General features: G+C 43.1%; 13 protein-coding genes and 1 riboswitch. All 13 genes read left to right on the forward strand.

All coding sequences use genetic code 11. The annotated features are described in order from the left end of the window. Positions 1-17: 17 nt before the first annotated feature. Positions 18-1,076, forward strand: a complete 1,059-nt coding sequence (locus BN1546_RS23470) for a 23S rRNA (cytidine(2498)-2'-O)-methyltransferase RlmM (protein ID WP_090739187.1) — start codon at positions 18-20, stop codon at positions 1,074-1,076. Positions 1,077-1,256: 180 nt separating this feature from the next. Then, positions 1,257-2,750 carry a serine/threonine protein kinase gene (locus BN1546_RS23475; RefSeq protein WP_090738934.1) on the forward strand — a complete coding sequence of 498 codons (1,494 nt, stop codon included), beginning with the start codon at positions 1,257-1,259 and terminating at the stop codon, positions 2,748-2,750. A 45-nt stretch (positions 2,751-2,795) separates the two neighbouring features. Beyond that, a complete protein-coding gene (locus tag BN1546_RS23480; RefSeq protein WP_090738935.1) occupies positions 2,796-3,773 on the forward strand; it encodes an SAF domain-containing protein in 978 nt (325 codons plus the stop codon). Positions 3,774-3,795: 22 nt separating this feature from the next. Beyond that, on the forward strand, positions 3,796-4,509 hold the full coding sequence (locus tag BN1546_RS23485; protein ID WP_090738936.1) for a hypothetical protein: 714 nt from the start codon (positions 3,796-3,798) through the stop codon (positions 4,507-4,509). Next, on the forward strand, positions 4,506-5,363 hold the full coding sequence (locus BN1546_RS23490) for a hypothetical protein (protein ID WP_025675958.1): 858 nt from the start codon (positions 4,506-4,508) through the stop codon (positions 5,361-5,363). Before BN1546_RS23485 ends, BN1546_RS23490 begins: the two co-directional genes overlap by 4 nt. Continuing rightward, positions 5,363-7,198 carry an ATPase, T2SS/T4P/T4SS family gene (locus tag BN1546_RS23495; protein WP_090738937.1) on the forward strand — a complete coding sequence of 612 codons (1,836 nt, stop codon included), beginning with the start codon at positions 5,363-5,365 and terminating at the stop codon, positions 7,196-7,198. The genes BN1546_RS23490 and BN1546_RS23495 overlap by 1 nt, the downstream gene beginning before the upstream one ends. After that, positions 7,188-9,272, forward strand: a complete 2,085-nt coding sequence (locus tag BN1546_RS23500) for a hypothetical protein (protein WP_090738938.1) — start codon at positions 7,188-7,190, stop codon at positions 9,270-9,272. The genes BN1546_RS23495 and BN1546_RS23500 overlap by 11 nt, the downstream gene beginning before the upstream one ends. Positions 9,273-9,321: 49 nt before the next feature. Next, positions 9,322-9,801 carry a hypothetical protein gene (locus tag BN1546_RS23505; protein WP_007430644.1) on the forward strand — a complete coding sequence of 160 codons (480 nt, stop codon included), beginning with the start codon at positions 9,322-9,324 and terminating at the stop codon, positions 9,799-9,801. Positions 9,802-9,841: 40 nt separating this feature from the next. After that, complete coding sequence (locus BN1546_RS23510; protein ID WP_013371472.1) at positions 9,842-10,237, forward strand: hypothetical protein; 396 nt, start codon at positions 9,842-9,844, stop codon at positions 10,235-10,237. 1 nt (position 10,238) lies between these two features. Continuing rightward, entirely contained in the window at positions 10,239-10,793 is a 555-nt protein-coding gene (locus BN1546_RS23515) for a hypothetical protein (protein ID WP_090738939.1), read from the forward strand. After that, positions 10,780-11,769 (forward strand): hypothetical protein, encoded by a 990-nt coding sequence (locus BN1546_RS23520; RefSeq protein WP_058829634.1) that lies wholly within the window; start codon positions 10,780-10,782, stop codon positions 11,767-11,769. Before BN1546_RS23515 ends, BN1546_RS23520 begins: the two co-directional genes overlap by 14 nt. Before the next feature lie 355 nt (positions 11,770-12,124). Then, on the forward strand, positions 12,125-12,664 hold the full coding sequence (locus BN1546_RS23525; protein ID WP_013371469.1) for a cupin domain-containing protein: 540 nt from the start codon (positions 12,125-12,127) through the stop codon (positions 12,662-12,664). A gap of 436 nt (positions 12,665-13,100) precedes the next feature. Beyond that, the gene (locus BN1546_RS23535) at positions 13,101-14,654 is read left to right on the forward strand and encodes an ABC-F family ATP-binding cassette domain-containing protein (protein WP_013371468.1); all 1,554 of its coding nucleotides are present in this window, start codon (positions 13,101-13,103) and stop codon (positions 14,652-14,654) included. Between the two features lie 85 nt (positions 14,655-14,739). Further along, positions 14,740-14,848: riboswitch (TPP riboswitch) on the forward strand. Positions 14,849-14,914 lie beyond the last annotated feature (66 nt).

Raw genomic sequence — 14,914 nt, forward strand, 5'->3', positions numbered from 1 at the left:
TTTTGGAAGAACTATACATGAATACAGATGAACAGAGTGAATGCGCTTTGTCATCATCAAGATTTGTTTGTACGGCCAACCATGGTTTTGCACCCTATGCTCAAGAGGAGCTTAGAAGATTATTTGGGTCTGTAAAAAGTACAATGCTTCTACCTGGTGAAATTTTTTTAGCAACACTACCCGCGGGAGAAATTGAAACAGTGAGGACGATTACAGGCCAGCCACCAATGTTTCTTCGCCACTTGTTTCCTGTTCATTTTCAGGAGGAAGGAACGGATCTGGTTCAAGTGCAAGAGCGTCTGGTTGCATTTATCCGTAACCGCAGGGAACTGATAGATCAACGTGTTTCTTTGCAAGTACGCAAAGGAACTAATAGCAGTTGGACTGAAAGCGCAGGTGCGCTCAAGCTGGCTTTGAGTGAACAATTAAGTGATCTACCTATGGAGTTGGTGGTACAAGGCGCCGATGTTATTGTGTCCGTTTTTGCAGATACGGATACGTGGTACGCAGGCGTATCACATCCTCAGGACAACCTATCGGATTGGAGTGGAGGTGCAGTTCGTTTTCAGAAGGAAGACGGACAGATCTCTCGTGCCAAATTCAAGCTACTGGAAGCAGAAGCAACGTTCGGTATTGATTTTAGCGCTTTCCATCAGGGACTAGATATTGGGGCAGCACCGGGTGGATGGACTTCCTTTTTGCTGGAGCGTGGACTGAAAGTTACAGCGGTTGATCCGGCCAAGATGGAGCCATCGCTGATGAAGTACGCCAATCTGACGTTTTTGCGTAAAAATGCAAGTGAAGTCAAATTTAAAGAAAATTCGTTCGATCTGCTGGTTTGTGATATGAGCTGGAGTCCAAAACAGATGGCAAGGCTCGTTACTGATTTACTATATAGTTTGCGGAGTGGTGGTACGGCTATCGTAACAGTCAAGCTAATGCATAAAAAGCCCTTGGCGCTCATTCATGATGTGATTGCTTCATTTGAGGAGTCCGGCATGCAGATTCAGCGAGCTAAGCAGCTTTTCCATAACCGAGACGAGATTACCCTGTATATGATCAAGTATGGAAAATAATTCTTTACAATAGATACAGGTGTGCTATATAATAAAACCAAATTGTTCCTTTAACAAAATAATTGTGTTAAATCAAGGGAAAGCATCCCGCGAAAATTGTTTTCATGTCAGCATGAAGACTTCATTTTGCGGTGGCTTTCCCTTTTTTGCGTTGTCTGCTTTTAGAAGGGAGGTAAGAGAATGATGAATCAACCATCACGATTAGAGTTCGGGTCAATTGTCGGTGAGCGTTACCGAATAATTCGCACGTTAGGTTCGGGAGGCATGAGCCGCGTGTTCATGGCCGAAGATTTAAAGCTGCCGGGCAAGCATTGGGCAGTGAAGGAGTCGATTGCCGATCCAAAAATAATGAAGATTGTACGGACGGAAGCCGAAATGTTGATTTCGCTAAGCCATCCACGTTTACCGAGAATTGTTGATTTTTTTGAGTATCCTCCATCTGGTGCGGTATATCTGGTTATGGACTACATCGAAGGAATTACGCTGGAAGCATACATGAAAGGATACCAAGGCTATATACCACAGGAGCAAATCATTCCACTCGCTCTGCAGGTACTGGATGTACTTGATTATTTGCATACCCGTCAATTACCAGTCATTTATCGGGACCTCAAGCCAGCAAATATTATGCTGACACCGGAAATGGAATTTAAGCTGATCGATTTTGGGATAGCGAGGAGTTATAAGTCCGAGCTGGATCAGGATACGATAAAGCTGGGCACAGTAGGCTTCGCTGCCCCAGAGCAATATGGAACAGGACAGACGGATGCTCGCTCGGACCTGTACAGTCTGGGGGCGTTACTATTGTATCTATGTACAGGTGGTAAATATAGCGAGTGGACAGCAGGAGTTGAAGGGTATATTCGTGGGGAATTGCCTCGACATTTGATTCCGATAATTCGAAAGCTGCTGCGGCATCATCCTGAGGAACGATTTCAGTCTGCTGAGGAGGTCATTGAAGAACTGAGGCGCAGTGCTGATTTTCAGTCTGCTCAACCTGGAAAATCTATGAGTAATGCTTCAATGGATTATGCTGGAACAAGGGTAGTGGCTGTGCTGGGCGTGTCTTCCGGCTCCGGTGCTACGCACACAGCAATTGCGGTGAGCCACTACTTGGCTCGAAGGACCCACTCTGTAGCCTTGGTTGAGCTACATAGTACAGCTAAGGCATTTGCCCGGCTGCAAGAAGTCGTGGAAGGCATACCTGTTGGACAAGCGAGTTCAAGTCGGCGTTTTGAAGTCGATGGAGTCCATTATTGGCGGCAAACATCTCGTGCGGATGTCATTTCTTTGCTGGGCGGCTCCTACAGATTTATCGTACTGGACTTGGGGAATGGGCAGGACAATGAACGACTGGAAGAATTTCTGAGAGCCGATTACCCGCTAGTTGTTGGCTCAGGGGCCGAATGGAGAGTTCAGGATATAACGGGCCTAGCCCGATCTCTTCAGCGTCATCCGCAACACAAATGGAATTACTGCTTGCCATTGGCCTCCTCGGAGGCTGTCCGCAGGTTACGAAAGGAGCTAGAACACGATAAAGTATTTGCGCTGCCGCTCCACTCAGACCCCTCCGAACAGGATGATGAAATGGATCAGGTATTGGATGAGCTTTTTCGTGGAGTCATTACAGACACCCGGAAAAAACGTTTCGGATTCCTTAAACGGCAGCACTAAATAAAAAGACATGTATATATCAAAAAGAGGTAGGGGAGAAGCTGTGTGTCCAAGCTAAGAAAAAGCAGCAAACAAAAACTATCCGCAGGTTGTATTGGCGCGGGAATTGTAGGCATGATCTTTGTGAGCTACCTTATACTGAATACCTATCAAATGAGTGAGATCAGGAAACAGGCAGAGGTGGAGGCAGAGCAGAAATGGAAACTGTATGAACAAGAGCAACGGACCGCGAAAACAGGCTGGGCGGTTGTTCGTGACATTTCACCAGGCGAGCAGATTACATCTAATGATTTGAAGGGAATTAAGGTTCCTGGTTCTCAAGCCCCGTCTAATTTATTGGCAAATAAAAGTGAAGTTTACGGCACCACAGCCAAGATAGAACTAAAAAAAGGATCTGTGCTTACATCGGCTATGATTACTGCTAATGAACCGACACCTAAGGATCTACGCAACCGTGAGTTAAAAGTGGTGGTACTGCCCAGCAGTCTGAAGTCAGGAGACGAAGTAGATATCCGCATTCAATTTCCAACAGGTCAGGATTACATTCTATTATCCAAAAAGAAGATTTCTCGGCTGGAAGGCCCAATCGTATGGGTTACTATGAATGAGCAGGAAATACTATCGCTTTCGAGTGCTATTGTAGATGCCTATCTGCATAAAGCATCCATCTATGCTCTGACATATGTAGATCCCCAATTTCAGCCCAAGGCAATCCCGACCTATCCGCCTAATGCGCAGGTGTTAGCGTTAATGAATAGTGATCCGAATTTAGTCCGTGTTGCTGAACAAAAACTGTCCAAGCAGCTACGAGATTCTCTAGAAAATGCGTTTGGTTCATCAAACAATGTGATTTCAACACCTGTGGAAAGAGTTCTAAGTGAGGAGGTTGCAGCTCAGCATGCGGACACAGCTATTGAAGATGCAGCAAGCGGAATTGATGATACAGGGAGTGAGGAACAGGATCACAAAGAACAAACGAAGATTCTAACGCAGGGCGGCAGCTCTGATCCGTATGCCAAATAAATGAGAGAAAAGGAACGGAAGTATGAAAACATGGATATTTGCCGGTCTTTGTGACAAAAGCGATACCTTATTATACATCAGCAGCGTATTGGCAGCTTCCGGTCAACAGGTACTGCTTGTGGACGCTACACTGCGGGGACGGTATCGGTATAGCATAGGAATGCTTGATAAACCACTACCCATTACGCAGTTTTGTGGATTCGATGTGGCAATTGGATTTACAGCATGGGAAGATCTGCATATCGATATGCTGGCTGATCAAAATGAAGAACAGACTTATGACATTGTTATTTTGGATGTAGAGCTGCCTGATTTTTGTCCAATTTCGGTTTGGAAAACGGCAGAACTGCGAGTTTGGGTCAGTGATTATAGCCACATGTTAATGCACAACGGACAGAATTGGCTTGAGCATTTGTTTGACCAACCTGGATTCCCCAAAGATCTTGTATTTCATAAGCTATTTATACATGCAGTGGATTGTGGTGTGGAGAAAGCGTATTTGTGGGAATACATGAACCGCTTTCCTGCCTTATGGCAGCAAGAGCCGTATGTACTGCCATGGGATGAGGGTCAGCTTGCTCTAAAGCTGGAAAATGAGCATAAAAAACAGCTTCTGCTAAAACCTCTATCCAGAATATATAAGAGAGAATTGTGCCGTTGCATTGGGGAATGGATGAGTTGGGAGATAAAAGAGAGTCGTCGTGCGCTAAAGCGTGCGGAAAGGAGGAGAGCATGAGCACCATTTTATTTTGGAGTCCAATTAAGGGAGCGAGTGGGAGTAGCTCTTTAGCGGCAGCAATAGCAATTACCATAGGTAATTTATATAGAGGAAGACTATTATTGACTCATTTAGGCCGTAGGCATACCGGTATTGAATCAGGATTTCCTATACAGGAGTACGGCATGGACGATCCGAGTCTACAGATTCAGGAAGGGGGCTGGGAGGCTGTTTCACGTTTAGTTCTAAGAGGGACGTTGTCTAGAGAAAATATTCGTAACTATACAATACCTGTGTTAGAACACACTCTGGATGTACTTGAGGGAACCTCCGGCTTTGGAGCTGCACCGCCGCTACTTTCCCCTGATCTTGTAAGGGTGGTAATTGATACAGCGAATCAATATTATGATTTAACGCTGATTGATGCAGGGAGTGGGGGAGGCTGGGGGGCTGTACAGCATGAAGCATGTGCACGAGCCAAACTGGCTGTTCTTTCGCTCACTCAGAATATGCGTGAGTTGGACGCTTATTTTGAATCTGTGTCTCCGTTATCCACATATTCGTCATTACCCTTATTAATTGTCCTTGGAAAATATGATGTGCATTCACAAGCGAATGAAGCGAACATACGCAGGAGATATGGCTACAAGGGTACTTTGTATACAGTTCCTTATAGCACCGAATTTATGGACGCATGGAACCGCAGGGATGTGATTGGCCATGTGCAGCGCGAGGTGCGAAGTGGAAAAGAGCAGCAACGCAAGCTTTTTATGTCTGTAGGATGGGCGCAGAGCGTACGGCAGATTAGCAAAGCTATTCTGGAGGCGGTAGAGTCCGATCTTCGGCTCAAGGCTTTGGAGAGGGGCGCTTAATGCTGTCCGCTCATATGATCAACGGGTTAATTGTTACCTGCATTGTGTTGTTGTGCATCGTACTGATTATTGTTAAATATCGAGGGAATCTTCACTCGCAACATTCAGCTCTTCGGGTAGAACCAAAGAACGAAGATGCCACATTTGAAACATTGATAGAGTATATCAAAAATGCGCTTCATGAACTAAGTCACAGCCAGATGGCAGACGCCGGATTACATGAAGAGGAATATAGGCGGCGTATCCATCAAAGGGCGGAACTACGAAGGGCGTTAAAGGACTGTGCCAATGGCAGCAGTGGAGATAAACGTTTTGTTAAAAATCTGATGAGTGAGCTTCTGATAAACGGTTACGGTTTGAACGAGAAAATCGCCGATACTGTTATGCCATTCTCCAGACCTGAGTTGTTTAGCACACAGGATCAATTCGAAATTATTTTTTACCAATATCAGCAGAAGTTTGGCGCGGATGCACTATCACGTTTACTGGATACTTATGACTTAGCCGAAATGAGGTATTCACAGCAAGGTGAAGAGGATGGAAGCTATTTCGTAACGACAGAGGATATCCGCTATATCTATGACTGTGAATACCGTCCCCTTTCCTTTATGGAGAAAGTGGATATTATTGTGCAGCGGATTTATCAAAATTATAAAGGCTTTTCTGTCATTGATGATATTCGTGACCAGAAGATCGATGGTGTAAGCGGGGGTGTCAGTGGTGTGCCGGAAGGTGGGATTCCTTCATCACCACATTGGTCTTCAGATAGATATGTATTTGAACAAACCTCTGCGCCTACTACAAATGGATATGAGAGTGTGTGGATTTTCTACAAAGGTAAAACTATCCATCTTTCATTCCTTTCCTTCGGATCAGAACGTGAGCTTAAAAGGGTATGTCAAAATATTTACAAATACAATTATCCAGGACAGCTTTCTGAAGCGAATGGTTATAAGGTCAACGAAATGAAGGATGGATCACGGGTAGTAGTAGTGCGGCCGCCTTTCTCTGAATCATGGGCTTTCTTTGTTCGTAAGTTTGATATTCAAAGCGCTTCGCTGGAACAGTTAATTAGGGGACAAAACGCTGATTTTCCAATCCAGCTATTATCTTATCTAATGAAAGGCAGTCGGATTACTGCAATTACAGGTGCGCAGGGTTCAGGAAAAACAACATTGTTAATGGCGATGGTCAAGCATATTTACGCTTCGTATACGCTTCGCGTTCAGGAAATGGCCTTTGAGCTGCATCTACGCAACATCTACAGTCGCCGTAATATTCTTACCTTTCGAGAAACAGATCATATTTCAGGACAACAAGGTCTTGACTTGCAGAAAAAAACAGATGGAACCGTCAATATTCTAGGCGAAGTAGCGAGTGATGAAGTAGCTGCTTGGATGATTCAAATGTCACAGGTTGCTAGTCTGTTCACTATTTTTACTCACCATGCTAAAACATTTCGTGATCTTGTATTTTCACTTCGTAATTCACTGCTCAAAACTGGAGTATTTCAGCATGAAGGCATTGCTGAAGAACAGGTAGTGCATGTCATTAATTTTGATGTGCATCTCAAGTGTGATGCGCAAGGGCGGCGTTATATCGAACGGATCACAGAATGTGTGCCGCGTAATCCAGAGCATACGGATGTAGGTCCCAATGCTTCATCGAGCTATAGCTATCGCCATGTTATGGAATATCGAAATGGAAGCTATATACCAATGAAGCCCTTGACAGCTAAAAGCGTAGAAGAAATGTGTGAGCAAATGAATGCTAAGGATGCTACAGATTTCCGCAGTTTTTTGACCCGTTATTGGGAGGAAGACTATGAGTCTTAAAGAAATTTTATTGTGGGTTTTGCTTATATCAGGTGGGGGATTTGCAGTTCTATATACAGTTTTGTATGGGTTGCATAAGCATAAGAGCTATGCAGTTCGCAGAGGTAGAATTCATTCTGTACAGGAAGCACGAAAGGGAAAAGCGGTACTTCAACGGGAACTTCAAACTTTAATGCATAAATTGTATACGCTGTGTATGAGGGTCCCTATCACATCTGGATACATCACAAGTGTACGTAAGCGACTAGCTGGTCAGCATGCATACGATGAGTATAAGCTTCGTCTGCAGACCATGAAGATGATACTGTTCATCTGGGGTATTTTTGTTTGCAGCGGCGTTGTGCTGTTGATGATGAAACCAGGAATAGAGTTTGCTATATTGGCCGTTTTATGTGGAGTGGTAATCAACAGTCTTGTTATAGATGTGGCCACTAGCCAAATGGAAAAAAGGCTACTTTCTCAAATGATCGAATTGTTCGCCAATGTACGTCATCACTATCATCAGCACGGTATGGTAGAAGAATCCATATCTGAAGCGGCCGATTTAGCAGGAGCAGAGGCTGGAAGACATGCACGGCTCATCCATGAGGCGCTGACAGATGCTGATCCGCACGAGGCACTCGAAAGATATTATGAAACAGCTCCAAATCGGTTTTTAAAAGCCTTTGCTGGTATTTCGTATATGGTAATGGAGTTTGGTGATCGGGTTGAGGATGGTGGTTCCATTTATTTAAAGGGGCTAAGCAGTCTTGCACGCGAAATCCAGTTGGAGTTACTGCGGAGAAATAAACTGGACTACCTACTAAAAAGTTTAAACGTGATCGCACTGGCCCCCGTTTTCTTTACTACCCCAATCGAGAGATGGGCGAGATCCAGCTTTCCATCCATGGATGAATTTTATCAGGGGAAATTGGGTTATATCACAAAATTGACCGTTTACATTGTTATCATCCTATCCTACTTTCTGTTACAGAAACTGCAACAGTCGGACGAGACAGGATATCGTGCGGGTAAAGGGCGGAGGGTGTGGGAGCAGAAGTTATATCGTCTGCCCATCATTCGTAATATGGTGGATTCTTTAATTCCCCGGCAGCATATGACATCTTATTCCCAGATAACCCGACTATTAAAGGAAAGTGGTGCGGAGGTAAAGCTTGAGTGGCTCTACATACGCAGAATTGCTCTTTTTATCTTAGGATTAGTGCTTAGTATCAGCACTATATTTATTTTACATGAAGCTGAAAAAACGCATATCCTTCACGCACCAGTACAATCGGGTCAAATGTTTGGACGTTTAAGTCCGATAGAGGAAAAGGAAGCTTTGAAGCAGAGTGAGATTGACCGCAAAATCATGCAAACGTTGAACATGAAAGCGGACAGCACATACGAGCGAGCGTACGCTGCTTTAGAACATTATGCTAATGGCACAGCTACTCCAGAGCAGCTATCCAGAAATACTCAACGAATTCTCCAAAAGCTGAAAGATTGGAATGAAGAATATATCAAATGGTGGGAAGTACTGATTAGTATAGTTGCTGGGTATGTAACCTATCAAATGCCCATGCTTTTATTATATTTGCAACGGAAAATGCGTTATTTGGACATGAAGCATGAGGTGTATCAGTTTCAAACGGTTATTTCCATTTTACGGGTTATGGAACGAATGTCTGTCGAGGAAATATTGGAGTGGCTGAACAGATTTTCAGTTATCTTCAAAAGACCTCTGCAAAAATGTCTGCTTCATTATGAACATGGACCAGAGGCAGCTCTCGATTTGTTGAAAGAAGAAGCACCTTTGCCGGAATTTCAACGTCTGGTGGACAAGCTTCATTTATCTTTGGGGAAAATTACCATTAGAGAGGCGTTTGATGATTTGGAATCCCAGATGTCCTACTATTTTGAACAAAGAAAACAGGAGTATGAAAAAATAATAGACAGCAAGGCAATCTGGGGGAAGATGATTGGTTTTGCCCCGATGTATGGTCTTATCTTTTTATATTTGGTAATTCCGCTGATCGGTATGAGCTTTGATCAAATGGATAGCTATTATGAGCAAATACAAAAAATTCAGTAAGTAAATTCAATGATGATTAACCAATATTACAAGTTGAGGAGAGAAAGAAATGAACAATGCATCAACAGCATTAAAGGTAGCTGCTGGGATATTTTTGACCATCGCACTAATTACAATTGTAGTCATACTGTTTATCTCAGCTCAGGAAGCTACTAAAACAGCACAAAACAATTTCGCCGATATCCAGACCGAATTGTCTCAAGCCTCCTTTACAGTATACGACGGCACAACAATTAGCGGCTCCCAGGTAACCAATGCGCTGCGGAAGTTTCAGGGAAAGGACCAGTTTGGTATTCAGATTAAAACCGGCAAAAATATGGCAGGACAGTGGTATGGAAATGCTCTGAACATTAGTCCAGACAGCGAGCAGTATGGTGCTGTGAATGGCGGCAGTGATAAGACGGGAAAAATTGCGAATACACTTAATGAAAAGGAGAATGAATACGTAAATCCAAGTGGTAAATTCAAGGCTGAAATCGTTAAAGACAAATCAAACGTGGTACGTGGGTTGTTGTTTACCCAGTCTTAAGAAGTACAGCAAAGATAATAGTCATAAGGGAGATGTGAGCATGTCTGATCACGCTTCAAGTATGCTGTGGCTTGGTGTGTCAGTTATTCTATTTATAACCGCATGTGCAGCAGCAGCAAACTTGTCCAGTCAATTGGGTAGTGCACTGGAATTAAGGTCGCAGCGGGAGGAGCAATCAGAGGGGCGGATATCCAGAACTATAGAGGTGGAGACGCCGCAACGGATTAAGGGGACTCAAGTTATCCAGACCATTCGGATGAACTTGCAGGAGGGGATTTCGGTTCAAGTTGACGGTTTAGAGTACGATGTATACTCTGAACCATTTGAGCCTGATGTATCTACCTTGGATGCTTCCTCTATATATGCCATATACCCACAGCGTAATGGGAACGGAGACATAACATCTGTACGTTTTGAGAAATTGGGGGAGGACTGAAGTGGTTCAAATAATATCCAAGCTGTTGGGGGCGCTGCTCGCTGTATTGCTTTTGTACATCGTACCCGCAGCTCAAGCTGCTGAACGGCAGGATGATATATCCGGGTTAAATACATATCATTCGACTGTACATTTTGTTGATATGGTAAGAACCAAAGGTTACATTACACCGACGATGTATAACGATTTTATGCGTGATCTGGAGCTGACAGGCAATACGTACGAAGTTGATTTGGAGCATATGCACAAAAAATATGTACCGAACTATGCAGATGCGGCGAAGCCAGACAGTTTTCTTGGTAATTATGAAGCTGTATACGATGGCTACTATAACCCGCAAATCTTACCTGTACTGTTTCCTGATAATTCGCAGCCCAAGTCGGAACAGACACGTCGGTATACCTTGATGGCCGGAGATTATTTTACAGTACGATTACATAATACGAATCGAACTCCTGCGGATTTATACAAATCCTGGATTTTGGGTGGAATAGATAACGATAAGCCGGCAGTTTCAGCTTCTTACGGGGGCATGGTTTTGAATGAAGATTACTGATTTTGCAGTTATATTTGTCCTACTCTTTTTGCCCTTTGGTGTGGTTAGTGATTTACGAGTGCAGAATCAGCGTGAAGTACAGCAGCTAGAAATCAAATATACGTCTGCTCTCCGTACCGCAGTTCAGGATGCAGGTGTTGTGCTCTCACAGAATGAACATCAGGAACGCGAGGCCGGATATGGATCAGATAAGTTTTTTCGTGTAGATAAAGAAGAAGCACTGGTGACGTTCCTGCACACTTTCTTCCTTAATATGGGCATTGATGGGGATACAGCAGCACAACGTGCGTTATTGGATTACATACCAGTCATTGTGATTCTGGACTATGATGGTTATTATACGTTCGCTTCAGCAACCTATAAAGATGCGTATGGACAAGCGGTCATAGGCCACAAGTGGAGCGAAAAAAAGCCTTATGCCTATGTTGATGCAGCAGGCAATAGTGTGGGATTCACCCTGGACAATTATCTGCACGCATATGATGCGCGGAATCAGAGATGGGTGGAGGGTTTTCAAAAGGAGCTTGAGGGTCAGACCCCCATTTCGTTCCTGAACAATTCATTAACCTTTGAGCAAATGCGCCGTTCTACCATCGTTCGCACCGTTCAGGAAGATCTGGCTCGAATGATTAACGTCCATAACGAAAAAGCAGCACGGAATGGCATTTCCTATACGTTCACTCTTCCACTCATTCCACAAGAGGAATGGTATAACACGATAGATGATGTGGGTATGATTGCGTTTATCCAAGGCATTCCAGTTGGAGACAGGTATTACAATAACTACGGGTTTGGTGGTGGAAGAGTCGTCCGAAAGCGATCTATTATTGGAGGCATAGAACCGGGTACTAAAATGAAATATTTTTATAGAGATTCATATCCAGCCCCTTTTCAAGCGGTTGAGCGTTTTACGGATGAAAAATCTGCGGCAGCTGCTGGGTATTTCGAATACAAATATCATAACAGCTTAAAATAATCACTCTCCGGGGTGGGTTTCGTATTATTAGGTCAACTAAAAGGTTGGCCTGCAGTGACAGCCTAGTCTTTCGATTTTATGGTCACTGCTATTTTAAAGAGTGAGTCAAATAAATGGAATTTGATACTCGACTTATCGGGGGGAGTTCCAACGAAGCTGACACCACTCGCAAAGTATATGCGGTTATATGTAATTTTAAGTGCTAATATCTGTTGAAGTAAAAGACGAAACCGCTTGTGAATATTTTTGTCTTGGCATCATTTAGGCTCTTGCCTAATGTTGAAGGTTTTTTAGTCCTTTATATAGGCAACCGCATATGATAAGTAAACACTGAATCAAATAAAGGAGAATGAGTATGTACCCTAAATCATGCCATCACTTCCCATGGCATATTCCTATGTATAACAGCTGTAATTACAACTATCGGAGTTATAATCCTCAATACTACAATTGGTACAACAACGACAGTAATCTCAATGAAAAGATAATATTAAGAGATTATGGACAAAGTCCATTTGTAGTGAATATTGACCAGGCTGCAAATCAAAACAAAAATTATCGTACTGCTATATGGACAGGGAAACATTTTCAAGTGACTCTGATGAGTATTAATGTTGGCGATGATATCGGTTTAGAAGCTCATCCAACAACTGATCAATTCATACGTATTGAAGAAGGTCAGGCACTTGTTCAAATGGGGGATAGGAAAGACAAATTAGATTATCAAGTGATGGCCTATGATGACTATGCAATTATGATACCTGCTGGAAAATGGCACAATGTAATTAATACAGGAAATACGCCCCTTAAGATATACGTTATCTATGCACCGCCTGAGCATCCATTTGGTACAGTTCATGAAACAAAAGAAATTGCCATGTCTGCTGAAAGATAGCCAATTATAAATTAATTTTATTTCATCCCGGTCAAGAACCCAGACCGGGATGATTACATTTTCTCATTTTATTATTCCTCCGATACTCATGAGAACTGTCTACATAGAGTTCCTTTTTATTAATTGTTATTAGAACTTATCAATTATTTAGGCATTCATTGCTAGGGAATTGTAAGCTTCTGTATACTAGAAGCTTAGATTACCAAAGCAGCAAGTAACTCCTTACGTACATACCGAAGAGGAGCTTAAGTGCTACTACGATTAACTGTTTTTCTTTTTTTAGGCCAATCCATCTGAAAACCTTAAAATTCGCTGTTTTCAATATTCCGATAAGGGTGCCGGATGTGCTACAATAAAGCTTTGAAAGAAACGATAGCTATATGAAATAAGAACACTCGGCAGCGCCGATGAGACAATAAGGAGCCAAAAACAGCTTATGAGTTTATTGACTGTAGAAAATGTATCCCACAACTTTGGGGACCGTGCGTTATTTAAAAATGTTTCCTTTCGATTACTTGCGGGGGAACGTGTAGGATTGGTAGGAGCAAACGGTGTTGGTAAATCGACACTCATGAACATTCTGACTGGAAAATTGCTTAAAGATGAAGGGAAAGTGGAATGGACTCCACGTGTACGTTATGGCTATCTGGATCAGCACACCAAGCTAACGCCAGGTAAAACAGTACGTGATGTATTAAAAGACGCGTTTCTTCCTTTGTTGGAACTGGAAAAGGAAATGATGCAGATTACGGATAAAATGGGAGAGGCTTCTCCCGAAGAGTTGGAAGTACTGCTGGAACAGATGGGAGAAATTCAAGAGCAACTGGATATGGGGGATTTTTACCTCATTGATGTGAAGGTTGAAGAAATGGCGAATGGATTAGGTCTCTCTGCCATCGGACTGGATCGGGATGTAGCAGCCCTTAGTGGTGGGCAACGGACAAAGGTGCTGCTTGCGAAGTTGCTGTTGGAAAAGCCAAATGTATTGCTGCTGGATGAGCCTACCAACTATTTGGATGTGGAGCATATTGAGTGGCTTACGCGATATTTGAAGGATTATCCTTATGCTTTTATCCTAATTTCACATGATACTGAATTTATGAACCAAGTCGTTAATGTAATCTACCATCTTGAATTTGCTAAGATGACCCGTTATTCAGCTAACTATGAAAAGTTTCTTGAAATGGCGGATCTGAACAAAGCCCAGCATATTGATGCATATGAGAAGCAGCAGGAATATATTAAGAAACAGGAAGATTTTATTCAGCGCAATAAAGCGCGCGCATCTACATCAGGTCGTGCAAAAAGCCGTGAAAAGCAGCTTGATCGAATCGAACGTATTGATAAGCCTGAAGAAGCCGCAAAGCCAACCTTTCAGTTCAAAGAAGCCCGTGCAAGCGGGAAAACAGTTTTTGAGGGTATTGACTTTGAAATTGGCTATACTCATGCCCTTTTGCCTAAAATGTCCATGACGATCGAACGTGGCGAAAAGATCGCAATTGTTGGCTGCAATGGTGTTGGTAAGTCTACGTTACTCAAAACCATTCTTGGGAAAATACCTCCGATCAGCGGAAAAACCTATCAAGGAGATTTCTTGCAGCCCGCTTATTTTGAGCAGGAAGTAAAGGCAGAGAAAATTACACCGATTGACGATGTATGGAATGAATTTCCACATTTGAATCAGCATGAAGTACGAGCGCATTTGGCGCGCTGTGGTTTGAAGAATGAGCATATCACCCGGCCTTTGTCTGCGCTTAGTGGTGGAGAACAGGCTAAAGTCCGCCTTTGTAAACTGTTAATGCGTGAGAGCAACTGGGTACTGTTTGATGAGCCTACCAACCACTTGGATGTCAAAGCAAAGGATGAACTCAAACGCGCTTTGAAGGAATACAAAGGGACCGTATTGCTTGTATCCCACGAACCGGACTTTTACGAGGATTGGGTAACCAAAACGTGGAATGTAGAAGAGTGGTCTAGTAAAGTTAACTAAAATCCAGTTCTGACAGATTTCACACAAGGTGGGGTTTGCAGAATTAGGAAAATATGCTAAGCTATCTTTAGCTGATACAATAAAATAGTCACACTAGGGGAGCCGCCCATGCGGCTGAGACGAAATAAATGGATTTCGGACCCTTTGTACCTGATCTGGGTTATGCCAGCGTAGGGAAGTGAGTACTGTACAAACAAAGTGGTAGCTCTTTACTTTTGTTTGCGCAGGGAACGATATACGTTTACGGATATAATAGTCCG

The organism is Paenibacillus sp. Mc5Re-14, from assembly GCF_001049835.1.
In the GTDB taxonomy this organism is placed as follows: domain Bacteria; phylum Bacillota; class Bacilli; order Paenibacillales; family Paenibacillaceae; genus Paenibacillus; species Paenibacillus polymyxa_C.